Raw genomic sequence first — 16,100 nt, 5'->3', positions numbered from 1 at the left:
AGATTATCTGGTGTAATGAATCCACTATTTCCCCTATAGATTTCATCTTTCTCCTCCTATATAAAAAAGCCTCTTAACAGCAATTATACCAAAAACTGTTAAAAGACTTTTTTCTATTTTTTCATATACGGAGCTAATACTCTTAAAATTTCTTCCTTATCCTTCTTTAACTCAAGCGATGTTAACATATCCATCGTTCGAGGACGAGGTAGTTTCACTTGCACCTCACCAACTATTGATGCTGGTCTTTGAGATAAAATAAATACGCGATCAGAAAGCAAAATTGCTTCATCTAAGTCATGTGTGACCATAACAATTGTTTGCTTTTCTTGGTGCCAAGAATTCAAAAGCCAACTATGTACTTCCATTTTTGTAAATGCATCTAATTTTCCAAAAGGCTCATCAAGTAGCATAATTGGCTTTTCACATAAATATGTGCGAAGGAAACTAATTCTTTGACGCATTCCACCTGATAACTCATCTGGATAATGGTCTGCATATTCATCTAGCTCAAACTGCTTTAAGGCTTCCATTCCTTCTGTCAGCCTTTGTTTTTTAGGCTTTCCTTCGATTTCCAATGGAAGAACTATATTTTGCAAAGCCGATCGCCACGGTAGTAATAAATCTTGTTGCGGCATATAACTAACAACATCTTGTTTCTTTACATACTCCTCGTTATAAAACACTTCTCCACTCGTTGGTTGTTCGACACTTGCAATCATATTTAATAATGTACTTTTTCCACAACCACTCGGACCTACAAAAGAGACAAACTCTCCCTCTTGTATAGCAGCACTAATATTTGCTAATACATTCTTTCCATCGAAAGCTTTTACAATATCTTTTATTTGTAATCCACTCATTTTTCACTTGGAAGGAATTCATTTGTAAAGGCATCTTTTACATCAATTTTCTTTTTAATAACTTTGTTGTCATATAAGAAATTCGTGTAATTTGTCCAAACCTCTTCCTTCTGTACTCCCCATGCTTTTGCATCATCTTGATACTTCGTACTTAACCACTTTTGACTTTCTTGTACTAAATCTTTATTTATATCTGGAACGGCTTTAATTAAAATATCAGCAGCTTCTTTCGGTTCTTTAATTGCAAAATTATAACCTTCTGTCGTTGCAGTCATAAACTTTTTCACAAAGTCTTTATCTTGCTTCGTATGTTTTTCACTCGTAATAATAACTGGACTATAGAAATCAAGTGCCGGATCTAAGTCTTTCACCATAATTGTATTTAACTCTTTTCCTTGACGCTTCGCTTCAATTCCATCCCATCCATAATAAATCCATTCAAAGTCTGCATCACGACCGATTGATTTAAAGAAATCTGTTTGTCCAAGAATAATTTTTTCAACTTTATTAAAATCCGCTTGATGTTTATCCATAATCGTCTTTAACGTCGCTTCTTCTGCTGGTCCTCCCCAGCCTCCGTAACGTTTACCTTCAAAATCTTTGGGTGACGTCATATTATCTTTTTTAAGCGATGCAAAAGCTGAAGTGTTATGCTGAATAATCGCTCCTACAGACACAACAGGAATACCTTCCACACGAGCTAACGTTACATTTTCTTGTGCGCTTATTGCGAAATCCGCTTTTCCTGAAGCTATCATTTGCTCCGCTGTTACATTGTCACCTGGTTGGATAATTTCTACATCTAATCCTTGCTTTTTATAATAATCTTTCGTTTGCGCTACATATAAGCCAGTATGATTCGTATTTGGAAACCAATCTAATACTACTTTTACTTTTTCATCTTTACTTGCACTTTCTTCTTTCTTCGCCGGATTACATCCAGCCACACCTACTGCTAATAAAGCAGCTAACATAACTTTTAAACCCTTTTTCATTTTCTGCCGTCCTTTCTATATATCCATGGTGCTGTTATTCTTGCCATAAACTCCACGATAAAATACAGGCATAATGTCACCATGACGATAATCGCTGCAACACCAAATACTCGGGCAGTTAAAAAGGATTTTGTTGCTCTCGTAAGCATAACCCCTAACCCTTCACTTGCACCGAGCCATTCTCCGATAATTGCCCCCATTACGCTATATGTAACTGCAATTTTTAAACCTGAGAAAAAGTATGGAAGTACTGCTGGAAATTTTACTTTCTGATAAATTTGCCACTTCGTTGCCTTCATCGTTTGTAACAACTTCAGCATATTTTTATCTACTGTTTGAAAACCTTCTAAAATGCTAAGCGCAATTGGGAAGAAACAAACGAGTATGACTACCATTACTTTCGGCAACATCCCATATCCAAACCAAATAATAAATAACGGTGCAAGTACAACGATTGGAATTGTTTGCGAAATAACGAGCAACGGGTTTATTAAAATACGAAATAAAGGGATAACGTCCATAAGAATTGCAATACTCGTTCCAAGTAAAATCGCAAAAAACAAGCCAATTATTACTTCCTGTAACGTTTGTGCCAGATTCGGTAGTAATAGGTCTTTCATTCCAATTAATTCTTGAACAATCGCGGAAGGCTTTGGTAAAATCCACGGTTCGATTTTAAATAATGAAACAGATCCTTCCCATATCACAATGAGAAGGATAAGCCAAATTGTTGTAATTATTTTAGATTGCTTCTGGTTTTGCATATTCATCACGGTACTTCCAAACTTTTTCATCTATCGTTACACCAGTGCTTGGACGATAATGGATTTTAATCGACGTAATCACTTCTTCTGCTCCAGCATCGACGCATGCTTGCTGTGCACGTTTAACGACATCAAGAAGTACATCTAATTCTCCTTCCAACGTTGTTTCCATTGCTCCTACTTCATAACGAACTCCCGACTGTTGTACAACTTCAATTGCTTTATCAACAACGGAATACACATCTTTGTTCTTCGCTTGTGGTACTACTGAAAATGACATCGTAACTTGTTGTGACATAATAAAATCCCCCTTAAAAATAAGTTTTCAAAAAAAGAAAAGGCTTTCCTACCATGTAGGAAAGCCTTGTATACAAGTTATTCTATAATAACTTATGCTACATCACTTTAAAGTAACTCCCTACGCTGGCATTATCCAGATCAGGTTGAGGGTCGATGTATACTTACATCCTCTCAGCCAATTGGCTCCCCGGTTCTTAATTCGTTTTCATTGTAGCATGATTTATTTTATTGAACAAACAAAAGCGTACATATCATTTCATTATTTCCGGAAAACATCCAACTTCTTCCTTCTATACTTTTATTTCCTACTCAATTCGAACTAATCCGTATATCGTTCTCTCGTTAAAGCAATCTTGAATTATTAAATGTGAAAAACCTTCTTTTAATAATGCTAAAACTCCCAATACTTTTAATGAATGTCCACCAATTGTAAAGAAATCATCATGTACACCAATCTTTGAGATTCCTAATACATCAATCCAAGCTTTTGCTATTCTTTCTTCAGCTTCATTAGAAGGTGTCTTATATTATGTTATTAACTTTTAAATTCTCCTATTAACTCTTGTAGCTCCTGTGAAAGCCAACTTAAAGAAGTAGCTAATTCTGCTATATCTTGTACAGACATTTCTTGCTCCTTCATACTCGCTTCAACATTATTGCTACTATTTGCATACGTATTTGCAATATGAGATAGTTCATTTACAACTTGAACTATCTTTTGGCTATTTTGCCAAATATCATTTGAATTGCTAGAAACGACTCTAACTTGCTTTGTAACAGATTGTGCTGATTTTGAAATTTTCTCAAAGAAAGCACCGCTACTTTGAACAAGGGTAATTCCAGATTCCACTTCTTTTGAACCTTTCTGCATTGAAACTACAGCCTCTTCTGCTTCAGCCTGTGTCTCTCCTATTAATTTAGCTATATCTTTTGCCGATGCTTCCGTTTTCTCCGCTAATTCACGCACTTCATCTGCGACAACAGCAAATCCTCTTCCAGCTGCTCCAGCACGTGAAGCCTCAATAGAAGCATTTAAAGCTAGTAAGTTCGTTTGATTTGAAATACCTGTAATTACAGTTACAATGTCACTTATTTCTTTTGATCTTGTTTCCAACGAATAAATGATAGAAGATAGATCTTGTACTGCTTTTTGAATTAAACTCATTTGATTAATAATTTGTTCAATAACTCCATTACCCTCCACCGAATGTTGCTCCATACATTCTGAGGTAGTGGAAACTTGTTTCGCAGCCCCTGTTATTTCTTCCATCTTATTTTCCATTTCATGTACAATCCATAAACATTGTTGTACAGAAGTTTCTTGCGACTGAACACCAGCTCTTAATCCCACCATAGAACCCGCAATCTCTTGAACTGTCATACTATTCTCCGCTGTACTCGCTGACAATTCTTGTGAAGATGAGGAAACCTGTTCTGCTGTCTGCTTCACTTTATCTACAATTCCTTTAAACTTCTCGATGGTATTATTAAAATACGCATTAATAATACCAATATCATCTGGTCTTTCCTCTAATTTAATACTTAAATCACCTTCACCGACTTTGCGCAATCCTTCACGTAAATCTCGCAATGGAGCAAGTGCATTACGTACAATTAAGAATTGAATAACAGTTGCAATTAAAACAGAAATACAAATAAACATTACACCTTGTATAATAAATTTTTTCTTTGTACTAGGAACAATAGAAGCATCTACATCAGCGGCAACAATTGCCACAATATTATCGTCTCCATCTTTAATTGGCTCTAATATCGTTACCCATGATCCTAATGCGTCTTCATATACTACTGTCATGTTTGCTTTTTTCGTGCTCATTACCTTATCATATGCTTTCATCCAAAGATCTGGTTGTTTATAATAGTCTCCCGGCTTTACTTCAACAACATTTGCTAAGCCTGTAGACAAGCCGACGATTTGTAACTCACCTTTTTCATTTTCTTTTGCTCCCACAATATACGTTTGTCCAACACTGTTCAATTCTTCCGTTGATTCATCTAATTTCTCTGTTAACTTCTCTCTCTTTTCTCTTTCTGCCGCTGGGTCTTTTGCAACATCTCTCACTATCTCTTCGTCTAATTTATGTAATACCGTATCTCCTGTTTCAAAAGAATGCCTTTCAAATATAGACATCATACTATTTTGAAACATGTTAAAACTTAACGCTCCCATAGTACCAACAAGCGTCAAAATAACTAATACCGTTAACAATACATTTTTTTGAAGAAAAGATAGCTTATGCCAATATTTTTTCATTAACATCACCTTTCTTAATTAACTTAATATCAAGTAAAACTATCAAAATATAAACACTTAATAACTGATAATGTTTCTCAATTGTTTACAAATAAAAAAAAGACCAATGAAAAAAGCATTGGTCAAGACCAACCCTATCCGTCCGGTAACTGGCTAGCATAGCCTTTCGACCTTAGCCCCTGTAGTTTTGCGTCCTCATGTTTCCATCAGTTTGCCTTTCTCGCTGAACGAGTTGAACGATATGGGAGTTCTATGAGAATTAAATTATTCTCTTTCAAAGATTACAACATACGGATTAAAATGTCTACTTATTTAGAGATATAAATATAAAATTCCAATGTGTTATTTTTTCGAAATACTTTCAAAAAATACATGAATGTTACTTTTTTTGTGTTATATAATAAAAAATGTAGAAAAATCAAGGATTCTTTCGGATACCTATTTAATTTTCACTCAAATTAAATTATTCGGATATATCTTAACTTATGAATTTCGGAGGTAGTTTATCATGTTTTGGCTACAATTTCTTACCTTATTACTCTGCATTTTTATTGGTGCACGCCTAGGCGGAGTTGGTTTAGGAGTAATGGGTGGAGTTGGTATGGCAATACTCGTTTTTGTCTTCCACTTACAACCAACCGCTCCTCCTATCGATGTAATGCTTATGATTTTAGCGGTAATCACTGCTGCTGGTGCTTTGCAAGCTGCTGGAGGAATGGATTATCTTGTCCACCTTGCTGAGAAAGCATTACGAAAAAACCCAAAGCGCATTACATTTTTTGCTCCTATTGTTACTTATTTATTCACGCTGTGCGCGGGAACTGGTCATGTCGCTTATTCTGTACTTCCCGTTATCGCCGAAGTATCTCGCGAATCAGGAATTAGACCTGAACGACCAATGTCAATTGCCGTTATCGCTTCCCAGCAGGCAATTACAGCTAGTCCAATATCGGCTGCAACAGTTGCGCTTTTAGCAATGTTAGCCGACTATAAAATCACTTTGTTAGATATTTTAAAAGTCAGTATCCCTTCTACTTTCATCGCTTGTATGGTAGCTGCATTCGTTGCTAGTAAAATGGGAAAAGAATTAAATGAAGACCCTGAATACTTGAAGCGATTAAAAGAGGGAATGATCCCTAAACTTGAAGAGAAAAAAGAATTTGTAGGTTCAAAAGGCGCAAAATTATCAGTTATTCTTTTCCTAGTCGCAACTTTCCTTGTTGTACTTCTCGGTTCATTTGAAACACTTCGTCCAGGATGGATGGTTGATGGGAAATTAGTTCGTCTGTCAATGCCAAACACAATTGAAATGGTCATGTTAACCATTGCTGCTCTTATTATTATTTTCTGTAAACCAAATGTGGAAAGCATTGTAACTGGTAACGTCTTTAAAGCAGGCGCAACAGCAGTTGTTGCTATTTTTGGTATCGCCTGGATGGGAGATACTTTCTTCAATGGAAACTTAAATATAATTCAAGGATCAATTCAACACTTAGTGACAAGTGCACCATGGCTATTTGCTATCGCACTATTCATTCTATCTATTTTACTGTATAGCCAAGCAGCAACAGTTCGTGCTTTAGTGCCACTTGGACTATCACTTGGTATTCCGCCGGCATTACTTATTGCAATGTTCCCTGCAGTAAATGGATACTTCTTCATTCCAAACTACGGGACAATCGTTGCTGCAATTAATTTTGATCGCACTGGTACAACAGGAATTGGTAAATATGTTTTAAATCATAGCTTTATGATTCCTGGCCTGATTGCAACCTTTACTTCTATCGGAATTGGAATGCTCTTAATTTCAATTATGTTTTAAATAAAAGCACAAACCTACAATTTAAAAGGGTTTGTGCTTTTTTAATCAAACGTTTGTTTAAATAAAGTGAAACTTTAATCAGTGGGAGTTTTGTTCATCCCCCACTGATTATTAGCCCTCACCAATCGGGCTGCCCGTAAATAGCGGGATAAACGAAATAACTCATTTTGCGCCTCTACAAGCTCTTATTTACTTCCTCAGCTAATTTCTTCGTACTTTCATACGCAGATTCCGCTAAGCTAATCGCTGAAATAACTGAAACACCATCCGCACCCGCTTCTATAACCGACGCTGTATTTTCAATTGTAATACCACCAATCCCAACGATCGGTATTGTAATCTCTTGTTCCCTAAAATACTTTAGACCTTTCGTTCCTTGAACCGCTTTCGTATCTTTTTTCGTACTCGTCGGGAAGATTGGACCAACTCCTAAATAATCGGCTCCATTTTCAATCGCCCAGCGTGCTTCTTCAATTGTATGTGTAGATACTCCAATAATTTTATCTCCCATTTTTTTACGAACAGATGTAATTCCTTCATCATCTTGTCCAACATGCACGCCATCTGCATCTAACTCGAGAGCTAGTTCTACATCATCATTTACGATGAATGATACACCATACTCCTTGCAAAGCGATTGTAGTTCTTTCGCAAAATCAATACGTTTCTCTCCCGTTAAAGCCCCTTCTCCCTTTTCACGAAATTGAAAAATTGTTATACCACCTTCTAGTGCATCTCTCAATACTTGTAGTGGCTCCTTCGTACAATTGTTACTTCCCATAATAAAATATACTGGTAATAACCTAGACATTTCATCCATTGTAATACGCGACATCTAGTTCCCCTCCTTACTGTATAACTTCAATCTTTCCATACTTCTCAATATCATCTGAAGTTGTATTCGCTAACTGATTTAAAAATTCAATTTGGAAGCTTCCTGGTCCATTCTCTACTGTTTTCGAAGCCGCTATTTCTGCTGCTACTCCATAGAATGTTAATGCGGCTACTGTTGCCTTTACATAATCCTTTTCTACCGCTACAAATGCTCCTATTACAGAAGTTAGTAAACAACCTGTTCCAGTAACTTTCGTTAAAATAGGATGGCCATTTCGAATAAGAATAGTTCGCTCTCCATCTGTAACAACATCTTCTTCTCCAGTAATTACCGCAACTGTATTTAATTCATCCGCTGCCTGTTTTGCAATATTTACAACATTACCATTTCCAGTACCAACGTCTACACCTTTAATTTCCCATTTCTCATTAATAACATTAGCAATTTCAGCTGCATTTCCGCGGATAACAGCTAAATCGATTTCAGCTGGAATATATCTCGCAACTTCTGTTCGATAAGAAGTTGCTCCTGCCCCAACTGGATCAAACAATACTGGTACATCATTCGTATTTGCTGATTTACCAGCAAGTAACATCGCTTCTACCTCTTCAGGACGAAGTGTACCCATATTTAAAACAAGAGCTCCTGCAATGCTAGCCATTTCTGCTACTTCTTCTTTTGCATACGCCATTACAGGCGATGCTCCTAATGCTAACAATCCGTTTGCTGTAAAATTCGTTACAACAATATTTGTAATATTATGCACGAGTGGATTAGACTCTCTCACCAATTCCACGACTTTACTAATTTCTTGTACATTCATTCAATTCATCTCCTAACTATAATGATGGGAGATACACAAAAAGGCACTTTGCGTACGCAAAGTGCCTGAACATGTGCTTTTACACTCTCCCTACGCTGGCATTATCCAACAGGTTCAAATGGTCAATGACGGATTAGTCATACTCTCAGTTTGCATCCACAAACTCCCATGTGTTTATTATTCATCTACTTCAAAGTCTACTCTTATTCTAGTAAAATAACAAGTTCTTTACTTTTCCATATAAAGTGAAACTTTAATCAGTGGGGGTTTTGTTCATTATTAGCCTTCACCAATCGGGCGTTACGGGCAGCCAGACTCCCACCTAACTTCTTTGCTCCAGCTGAATTTTGAGGTGGGAGTTTTACTTCCCGCAAATAGCGAGATAAAAAGAGTGATAGGAAACTCATCCTATCACTCTTTTTATAATTATTTTAGACCTTTTGATACTTCTTTAACCATTTCTGATACAGACTCAAGTCCGCCACCAGATAGGTACCAGTAGTTTGCATCAAGGTAAACTACATTACCGTTTTTCGCAGCATTTGTTTTGCTAACGATTTCGTTTTCAACAACTTGTTTTGCAGAAGATTTTCCGCCAACAACAGCGCCTCTATCTACTACAAAGATGTAATCTGGGTTTTTCTCAAGAATATATTCGAATGAAACTTTATTACCATGTGTATCTGCTTTAAGTTCTGTGTCAACAGGTTTTACACCAAATACATCGTGAATAATACCGAAACGAGATTGCGGACCGTATGCACTTACTTGACCATCATTCGCAAGAAGGATTAAACCTTTTTTATCGCTTTTCGTAGCTTTTTCATTTAATGCTTTAACATCTTTTTCAACTGCTGCAATTTCTTTTTTCGCTGCATCTTCTTTATCGAAGATTTTTGCTAACATTTCTGTGTTTTCTTTAAATGATTTCATGTAATCTTTTGTATCTTGTTCTACATAAATAGTTGGAGCAATCTTTTCAAATTCTTTATATGAATCTGATTGTCTTCCAGAAATGATAATTAATTCTGGGTTCATTTCATTAATTTTTTCAAAATCTGGCTCTTTCAAGCCCCCAACGTTTGTATACTTTTTATCTTTGTATTTAGAAAGGTATTCAGGAACATTTTTTTGTGGAACACCAGCTACTTCTACACCTAATTTGTCTAATGTATCTAATGAACCGAAGTCAAATACTACAACGTTTTTAGGGTTTGTTTTAACTTTCGTTTCACCTAATTTGTGTTTAATTGTAATCTCTTTCGTTTTACTTTCACTAGCTTCTGTCTTTTTGTCAGTAGAAGCATTATTGCTACATGCCACAGCGACGATAGCAAGCATGAAAGTTAATAGTAGCATCGCTAATTTTTTCACTTCAATCACCTCAATAAATTTTTTTAAATTATTTAAATCGATAGTGCATTTACACTATCAAAAATAACTTTCTCTTATGAAAAGTAAATACAAATGTTATTTCCAGATATCTCTTCTATATGGATGTCCATATCATAAATATCTTTTAAAACAGCTTTATCAATAATTTCATTTGTTGGACCTTCTTTCATGACCTTCCCGTCCTTTAAAGCGACAATACGGTCTGAATAACAAGAAGCAAAATTTATATCATGAATTACGATAATAACTGTTTTTCCAAGTTCCTCAACAAGGCGCCTTAGCACTTTCATAATTTGTACGGAGTGCTTCATATCCAAGTTATTAAGTGGTTCATCTAACAAAATGTACTCAGTATTTTGAGCAATTACCATCGCAATATAAGCTCTTTGCCTCTGCCCACCACTTAGTTGATCTAAATATTTATGTTCAATATCTTCAAGCTCCATATAGCGAATAGCTTCCTCAATATGTTGCCAATCTTCTGGTGTTAAATTCCCTTGTGAGTAAGGAAATCTACCAAAGCTAACTAATTCTCGAATAGTAAGTCTTAAATTAATATGATTCGTTTGCTTTAAAATAGAGATTTTTTTAGCTAGATCATTACTATTCCACTCACCAATTTCTTTATCTTCAATATAAATTTCACCAGCATCCTTTTTTAGTAACCTACTAATCATAGAAAGAACTGTACTTTTCCCAGCACCATTCGGTCCAATAAAAGATGTAATCTTTCCTTTTGCTATTTTAATAGAAACATCTTCAACAACATTTTTATTACCATATTGCTTTGATACATTTCTTACTTCTACCATGACTTGCTCTCCTTTAATAGAAGATAAATGAAGTACACACCGCCGACGAAGTTAACAATGACACTTAAAGTTGTGTTAAATTCGAACACTCTCTCAACAATCAATTGTCCACCTACTAAGGCAATGATACTAATAAGGATAGAACCTATAATTAAATATTTGTGCTTATATGTATACAAGAATTCACGTGCAACATTGACTACCAATAATCCTAAAAACGTAATTGGTCCAACTAAGGCCGTAGAAATAGAAACTAAAATTGCGATTGCAATTAAAAGTTTTTTCACGACTTTGTCATAATCTACGCCTAGGTTAATTGCCTCTTCTCTTCCGAGCGATAATACATCTAGTAATTTCAACTCTTTATATATGTAGGCAATAACTAATACAATCCCAATAATAGACACTGTAAGTAACTCTGTTTTCACGTTATTGACGCTTGCAAACATCTTTCCTTGCACAATTTGAAACTCATTTGGATCAATAAGCACTTGCATAAAGGACGATAAACTTTGAAAGAATGTCCCAAATATTAATCCGATTAAGAGTAAGAAATATATATTACTTCCTTCTCTTTTAAATAGAAATTTATAGAGAAATAGTGAAAAAATCACCATTGCACTTACCGATATAAGAAAATTTACATTCGTATTCATCATTGCAAAATGTTGCGATCCAAATACAAATACAACAACAGTTTGTACGAACATATAAAGTGAATCTAAACCGATAACACTCGGTGTTAAGATCCGGTTATTACTAACTGTTTGGAAAAGCATAGACGAAAATGCAATTGCTCCGCCCGTTATTACCATTGCTAGTACTTTCTTCGCTCTTCTTGGTAACGCATACTCTAATGTGTTCATATTTAAGTTAATGAACAAAAAGATTCCAACGGACACTACAGCTAAAACTGCAAGTATTACCAACATCAACTTATAATTCTTCGGTTTTCTATGCTGCATATGCGTTTCTCCTCATCAATAAATAAAGGAAGATTCCGCTTCCGATTACTCCTACTGTTAAACCAATAGAAATCTCGTACGGATAAATGACGACCCTACCGAGTATATCGCAAGCTAGTACAAAAACTGCTCCTAGCAATGCAGTATGAGGCAAACTATTTTTCAAATTGTCTCCGCGATAGATGGAAACGATATTTGGAATAATAAGTCCTAAAAACGGAATCATTCCAACAGTTAAAACAACTAATGCAGAAATTAAAGAAACAATCACGAGTCCAATATTTAGTACTCTCTTATAATTCATTCCTAAATTTGCTGCAAAATCCTCTCCCATTCCAGCAACGGTAAAACGATTCGCATATAAAAATGCGATAATTACAAGTGGAATACTGAAATATAAAATTTCATATCTCCCTTTCATAATCATTGAAAAGTCACCTTGTAGCCATGAATTGATATTTTGAATTAAGTCATATTTATAAGCAAAGAATGTTGTAATGGAACTAATAATGTTCCCAAACATAATCCCAACTAGCGGGATAAATATTACATCCTTAAACTTAATTCGCTTTAAAATTTCCATAAATAGAAATGTACCTGCTAGTGCAAAAACGAATGCAATTAACATTTTTTCAAGAGGACTTGCTGTTGTAAACAACATTAATGATACAAGCACCCCTAATTTTGCACTATCCATCGTACCGGCTGTTGTCGGCGATACAAATTTATTTCTACTTAATTGCTGCATAATTAAGCCACTTATACTTAAGCTAACACCCGCAACAACGATACTAATTAAACGAGGTAGCCTACTTAAAAATATGATTTGCATTTTATCTTGATCCCAATGCAAAATATCATTCAGGCTAACATCTTTTACACCAATGAAAATAGAAGCAACTGATAAAACAATAAGCGCAATAAATAAGTATCTTTTTTTCATAGTCCTATCATGGTGCAGATTATGTTCTGTCGCCATCACTTGATTTCAAACAGATTATAATCCTATCATCTTTCCCCCTCGTCTATTTATAGAATGATAGAGATCATAACTCTCCTAGTTCAACCATTCTTCGCCTTCATATACAGAGAATGAAATTCATTATCAATGAAAAACTTTATTTTTCTGTAAAATCTAACTTTCTGACATTTATTTTGGCAATATTTTGGTAACCCACCTTAATGATAATGAAATTCATTTGCGATGTCAACGTATATACCTCAAAACCTGACATTTATATCAATCTTTTATTTATATTTGTAAATCTTACTGCTTCATTTCATCAAAAAGCGTTGTAATCAATCAATAATTTCTTAATCCACCTTTTGTTCGGATGTTCTTTTTCATTTAGTCATAAAAACACCCCTTCAGACAAAAATATCCAAAGGGGTAAAACTTCACAAAGTTTTTTAAAATATCATGACTTTATTTCAAACCAACAACTACTATTAAAAATAGTTCTACACAACAGTCTAAAAACGAGAAAACAGCAAAAAACTCGAAAAATTAATAGAAACAGATAAGTATCCATGTTGGTTAATTTAATCAAATTTTAGTTTCTTTAATGCCTCTGCGAATGGATTATTTAATGGTTCTTCTTCTTTGTTCTGTTGTTTCATATACTTTTGAACATCGCGTTTATCAGCTTTGTTTCCAGACTCTTTTTTACGTCTCTCTTGGAATGTCGATAATTTCTCACGATAGCCACATTTACATGCAAAGATTTGGCCAGCGCCTTCACCGCGTAGTTCTAGTTTTTTCTTACATTGTGGACAGCGCGCGTTTGTAGTTCGTGATACATTTTTACGGTGACCACATTCACGGTCTTGGCATACGAGCATTTTTCCTTTTTTGCCGTTTACTTCTAGCATTGGTTTACCACAGTCTGGACAAGACTTCGTTGAAATATTGTCATGTTTATATTTTTTATCACTCGATTTAATTTCAGAAACAATTTCTTTTGTATAGTTCTTCATTTCAGAAATGAATGCTTCTTTTTTCAGTTTACCTTTTGCGATAGCCTCAAGTTTTTGTTCCCATTCACCAGTTAGTGTAGGAGATTTTAGTTCTTCTGGTACTAAATCAAGTAACTGACGACCTTTAGAAGTAATATGAATATCTTTGCCACGTTTTTCAATTAAGAATGAATTGAATAGCTTGTCGATAATATCAGCGCGTGTCGCTACAGTACCTAATCCACCAGTCGATTTTAACGTATCAGCAAGTTGTTTATTTTGCGTATCCATATATTTTGTAGGATTCTCCATTGCTGAAAGTAAAGTCGCTTCGTTAAATCGTGCAGGTGCTTTTGTTTGACCTGATGTTTGCATAATTAACTTTACAGTTAATGTATCGCCTTTCTCAATGTGAGGTAGAAGTTGCTCTTTTACGTCATCAGTTACATCATCATCTTCAAAGCGATTTTCATATACTTCTTTCCAACCGGCATGTAAAACCGTTTTTCCGCGTGCAATGAATGTTTCATTACCAACATTTGTACGTAACGTTAGTTGCTCGTATTCGAATGCTGGGAATAAAACAGCTAAGAAACGTTTTACAACTAAATCATAAATTTTACGCTCTTTATCTGTGAAGGCTGAGAAGTTAACATATCCTTCTGTCGGAATAATTGCGTGATGATCGCTTACTTTACTATCATCAACAAATGATTTATTAGGTTTGATTGGCTTTTGTAGTACTTTATGTGCTAAAGGACGATATTCTCCGACGCCGCACGCTTTTAGACGTTCTGGAAGTGTTCCAACGATATCAGATGAAATGTAGCGTGAATCTGTACGAGGATACGTTAGTACTTTATGTTGTTCATATAATTTCTGCATAATGTTTAATGTTTCTTTAGCAGAGTAACCAAACTTTTTATTTGCATCACGTTGCAATTCAGTTAAATCGTAAAGACCAGGAGAGAATGACTTCTTCTGTTTTTTATCAATTTCCACAACAGTGGCATTTTGTTTATCTAGATTTTTTACAATACCATCAATTTTTTCTTTATTAAAACTACGGCTATTACCGTTTGCATCTTGCCAAGTTAGTTTTAACTTATCAGTTGTTTGAGCTTCGATACCGTAGTAAGTTTGAGCTTTGAAGTTTTTTATTTCATCTTCACGACTAGCGATCATAGCTACAGTAGGTGTTTGTACACGACCACAATTTAGCTGAGCATTAAAGCGAGTTGTTAAAGCTCGAGTCGCATTAAGACCGATATACCAGTCAGCCTCTGAACGTGCGACAGCTGAAGCGTATAAATTATCATATGCTTTACCTGGTTTCAAATTATTAAAACCATCTTTAATTGCTTTGTCTGTTACAGAAGAAATCCATAAACGTTTAATTGGTTTATTCACTTTTGCTTTTTCAATTATCCAACGTGCAACTAATTCTCCCTCTCTTCCAGCGTCTGTAGCCACAACCACCTCATTAACATCATTTCGGCTAAGTTGATGTTTCACAGCATTAAACTGTTTTCCCGTTTGCTTTATAACAACTAATTTCATACGTTCTGGAAGCATTGGAAGATCTTCAAGATTCCATGTTTTATACTTATTATCATAAACCTCAGGATCTGCAAGCGTCACCAAATGACCGAGAGCCCAAGTCACAATGTATTTGTCACCTTCTAAAAATCCATTACCTTTTTTTGTACACTTTAATACTTTTGCTATATCACGTGCAACTGATGGTTTCTCAGCAATTACTAAACTCTTTACCATTTATTCAAACTCCTTTACTAACTATATACCGTTTAATATACCACAGTTTTCAAGAAGAACAGTAAGGATCACCTTCTATTTGGCAGTCATAATTGACATAGCTTGTTTAAGTATCTCTACTTCTTGTCTTAATTTCTTATTCTCTCTATAAACCTCATTTGGAAAGTGATTTATGTAGGGTTTGTATTAAGTTTAATAAAAACGAAGTCGCACAATCTAATTAAGCATCCAATAAAAAAACTCCATTTTGAATAAAGTTTAATCAAAATGGAGTCAAGCCTTCTAGTGAAGTGTGAAATTTTTATAAAAAAACAGGCTTTTATAGCTGTATCAACTATGTTCGTAATATAAGATTACTTCATGATCTCCACTTGTTTTAACAGTATTTCAAGTGCTTCTGCTGAATTCTCTGCGACTTGCTTCACCTGCTCTAAATTTCGATACCTTCCAAATTCTGATCCTGCTTTTAAATCATAGTCAGGATTAATATTAAAATAGGTTAATATTTGATCGACCATT

At 35.0% G+C, this 16,100-nt stretch carries 14 protein-coding genes, 1 pseudogene and 3 riboswitches; of the genes and pseudogenes, 1 reads left to right on the top strand and 14 read right to left on the bottom strand.

What is annotated here, in order from left to right; genetic code table 11:
- Positions 1 to 113: 113 nt before the first annotated feature.
- The 6 genes and pseudogenes from QUF93_RS04595 to QUF93_RS04570 form a co-directional block, all read right to left on the bottom strand.
- Positions 114 to 863, bottom strand: coding sequence for an ABC transporter ATP-binding protein (locus QUF93_RS04595; RefSeq protein WP_002115794.1), 750 nt, complete (start codon positions 861 to 863; stop codon positions 114 to 116).
- Positions 860 to 1,858, bottom strand: coding sequence for an ABC transporter substrate-binding protein (locus QUF93_RS04590; protein ID WP_002115791.1), 999 nt, complete (start codon positions 1,856 to 1,858; stop codon positions 860 to 862). Before QUF93_RS04590 ends, QUF93_RS04595 begins: the two co-directional genes overlap by 4 nt.
- Positions 1,855 to 2,628 (bottom strand): ABC transporter permease, encoded by a 774-nt coding sequence (locus QUF93_RS04585; RefSeq protein WP_097904920.1) that lies wholly within the window; start codon positions 2,626 to 2,628, stop codon positions 1,855 to 1,857. Before QUF93_RS04585 ends, QUF93_RS04590 begins: the two co-directional genes overlap by 4 nt.
- Positions 2,600 to 2,920, bottom strand: coding sequence for an MTH1187 family thiamine-binding protein (locus QUF93_RS04580; RefSeq protein ID WP_088231771.1), 321 nt, complete (start codon positions 2,918 to 2,920; stop codon positions 2,600 to 2,602). Before QUF93_RS04580 ends, QUF93_RS04585 begins: the two co-directional genes overlap by 29 nt.
- 100 nt (positions 2,921 to 3,020) lie before the next feature.
- Positions 3,021 to 3,122, bottom strand: a riboswitch (TPP riboswitch).
- Between the two features lie 108 nt (positions 3,123 to 3,230).
- Positions 3,231 to 3,449: pseudogene (locus QUF93_RS04575) on the bottom strand (phosphopantetheine-binding protein); the annotation flags it as partial.
- Positions 3,450 to 3,457: 8 nt separating this feature from the next.
- On the bottom strand, positions 3,458 to 5,197 hold the full coding sequence (locus tag QUF93_RS04570) for a methyl-accepting chemotaxis protein (RefSeq protein ID WP_289358001.1): 1,740 nt from the start codon (positions 5,195 to 5,197) through the stop codon (positions 3,458 to 3,460).
- Between the two features lie 141 nt (positions 5,198 to 5,338).
- A riboswitch (cyclic di-GMP riboswitch) is annotated at positions 5,339 to 5,423 on the bottom strand.
- Positions 5,424 to 5,705: 282 nt separating this feature from the next.
- Between QUF93_RS04570 and QUF93_RS04565 the strand changes: the two genes are divergently transcribed.
- On the top strand, positions 5,706 to 7,019 hold the full coding sequence (locus tag QUF93_RS04565) for an anaerobic C4-dicarboxylate transporter family protein (RefSeq protein ID WP_002113643.1): 1,314 nt from the start codon (positions 5,706 to 5,708) through the stop codon (positions 7,017 to 7,019).
- A 175-nt stretch (positions 7,020 to 7,194) separates the two neighbouring features.
- Here the strand turns inward: QUF93_RS04565 and thiE are convergent, their stop codons facing one another.
- The 8 genes from thiE to QUF93_RS04525 all read right to left on the bottom strand — a co-directional run bounded on the left by thiE (position 7,195) and on the right by QUF93_RS04525 (position 16,099).
- Positions 7,195 to 7,854, bottom strand: a complete 660-nt coding sequence (thiE, locus tag QUF93_RS04560) for a thiamine phosphate synthase (protein WP_289358000.1) — start codon at positions 7,852 to 7,854, stop codon at positions 7,195 to 7,197.
- Between the two features lie 13 nt (positions 7,855 to 7,867).
- Positions 7,868 to 8,677: a hydroxyethylthiazole kinase gene (thiM, locus tag QUF93_RS04555; RefSeq protein WP_289357999.1), complete on the bottom strand. Its 810-nt coding sequence runs from the start codon at positions 8,675 to 8,677 to the stop codon at positions 7,868 to 7,870.
- A gap of 70 nt (positions 8,678 to 8,747) precedes the next feature.
- A riboswitch (TPP riboswitch) is annotated at positions 8,748 to 8,857 on the bottom strand.
- Positions 8,858 to 9,103: 246 nt separating this feature from the next.
- The gene (locus QUF93_RS04550; RefSeq protein WP_289357998.1) at positions 9,104 to 10,051 is read right to left on the bottom strand and encodes a siderophore ABC transporter substrate-binding protein; all 948 of its coding nucleotides are present in this window, start codon (positions 10,049 to 10,051) and stop codon (positions 9,104 to 9,106) included.
- Positions 10,052 to 10,125: 74 nt separating this feature from the next.
- Positions 10,126 to 10,884 (bottom strand): iron ABC transporter ATP-binding protein, encoded by a 759-nt coding sequence (locus tag QUF93_RS04545; protein ID WP_289357997.1) that lies wholly within the window; start codon positions 10,882 to 10,884, stop codon positions 10,126 to 10,128.
- Positions 10,878 to 11,849 (bottom strand): iron chelate uptake ABC transporter family permease subunit, encoded by a 972-nt coding sequence (locus tag QUF93_RS04540; protein ID WP_289357996.1) that lies wholly within the window; start codon positions 11,847 to 11,849, stop codon positions 10,878 to 10,880. Before QUF93_RS04540 ends, QUF93_RS04545 begins: the two co-directional genes overlap by 7 nt.
- Positions 11,839 to 12,792 (bottom strand): ABC transporter permease, encoded by a 954-nt coding sequence (locus tag QUF93_RS04535; protein WP_289357995.1) that lies wholly within the window; start codon positions 12,790 to 12,792, stop codon positions 11,839 to 11,841. The genes QUF93_RS04540 and QUF93_RS04535 overlap by 11 nt, the downstream gene beginning before the upstream one ends.
- A 599-nt stretch (positions 12,793 to 13,391) precedes the next feature.
- Complete coding sequence (gene topB, locus QUF93_RS04530) at positions 13,392 to 15,581, bottom strand: DNA topoisomerase III (protein ID WP_289375212.1); 2,190 nt, start codon at positions 15,579 to 15,581, stop codon at positions 13,392 to 13,394.
- A gap of 353 nt (positions 15,582 to 15,934) precedes the next feature.
- Positions 15,935 to 16,099, bottom strand: coding sequence for a hypothetical protein (locus tag QUF93_RS04525; RefSeq protein WP_289357993.1), 165 nt, complete (start codon positions 16,097 to 16,099; stop codon positions 15,935 to 15,937).
- Position 16,100: the final 1 nt, after the last annotated feature.

The organism is Bacillus hominis, from assembly GCF_030348325.1.
GTDB lineage: Bacteria > Bacillota > Bacilli > Bacillales > Bacillaceae_G > Bacillus_A > Bacillus_A hominis.
Note: the sequence above shows the minus strand (reverse complement) of the source record. Positions and strands in the feature narration are given on the sequence as shown.

Bases quoted from the DNA above. Each gene is read 5' to 3' on its own strand.
- QUF93_RS04595 (WP_002115794.1), bottom strand. From the start codon at position 863: ATGAGTGGATTACAAATAAAAGATATTGTAAAAGCTTTCGATGGAAAG.
- QUF93_RS04590 (WP_002115791.1), bottom strand. From the start codon at position 1,858: ATGAAAAAGGGTTTAAAAGTTATGTTAGCTGCTTTATTAGCAGTAGGT.
- QUF93_RS04585 (WP_097904920.1), bottom strand. From the start codon at position 2,628: ATGAATATGCAAAACCAGAAGCAATCTAAAATAATTACAACAATTTGG.
- QUF93_RS04580 (WP_088231771.1), bottom strand. From the start codon at position 2,920: ATGTCACAACAAGTTACGATGTCATTTTCAGTAGTACCACAAGCGAAG.
- QUF93_RS04570 (WP_289358001.1), bottom strand. From the start codon at position 5,197: ATGAAAAAATATTGGCATAAGCTATCTTTTCTTCAAAAAAATGTATTG.
- QUF93_RS04565 (WP_002113643.1), top strand. From the start codon at position 5,706: ATGTTTTGGCTACAATTTCTTACCTTATTACTCTGCATTTTTATTGGT.
- thiE (WP_289358000.1), bottom strand. From the start codon at position 7,854: ATGTCGCGTATTACAATGGATGAAATGTCTAGGTTATTACCAGTATAT.
- thiM (WP_289357999.1), bottom strand. From the start codon at position 8,677: ATGAATGTACAAGAAATTAGTAAAGTCGTGGAATTGGTGAGAGAGTCT.
- QUF93_RS04545 (WP_289357997.1), bottom strand. From the start codon at position 10,884: ATGGTAGAAGTAAGAAATGTATCAAAGCAATATGGTAATAAAAATGTT.
- QUF93_RS04540 (WP_289357996.1), bottom strand. From the start codon at position 11,849: ATGCAGCATAGAAAACCGAAGAATTATAAGTTGATGTTGGTAATACTT.
- QUF93_RS04535 (WP_289357995.1), bottom strand. From the start codon at position 12,792: ATGAAAAAAAGATACTTATTTATTGCGCTTATTGTTTTATCAGTTGCT.
- topB (WP_289375212.1), bottom strand. From the start codon at position 15,581: ATGGTAAAGAGTTTAGTAATTGCTGAGAAACCATCAGTTGCACGTGAT.
- QUF93_RS04525 (WP_289357993.1), bottom strand. From the start codon at position 16,099: ATGGTCGATCAAATATTAACCTATTTTAATATTAATCCTGACTATGAT.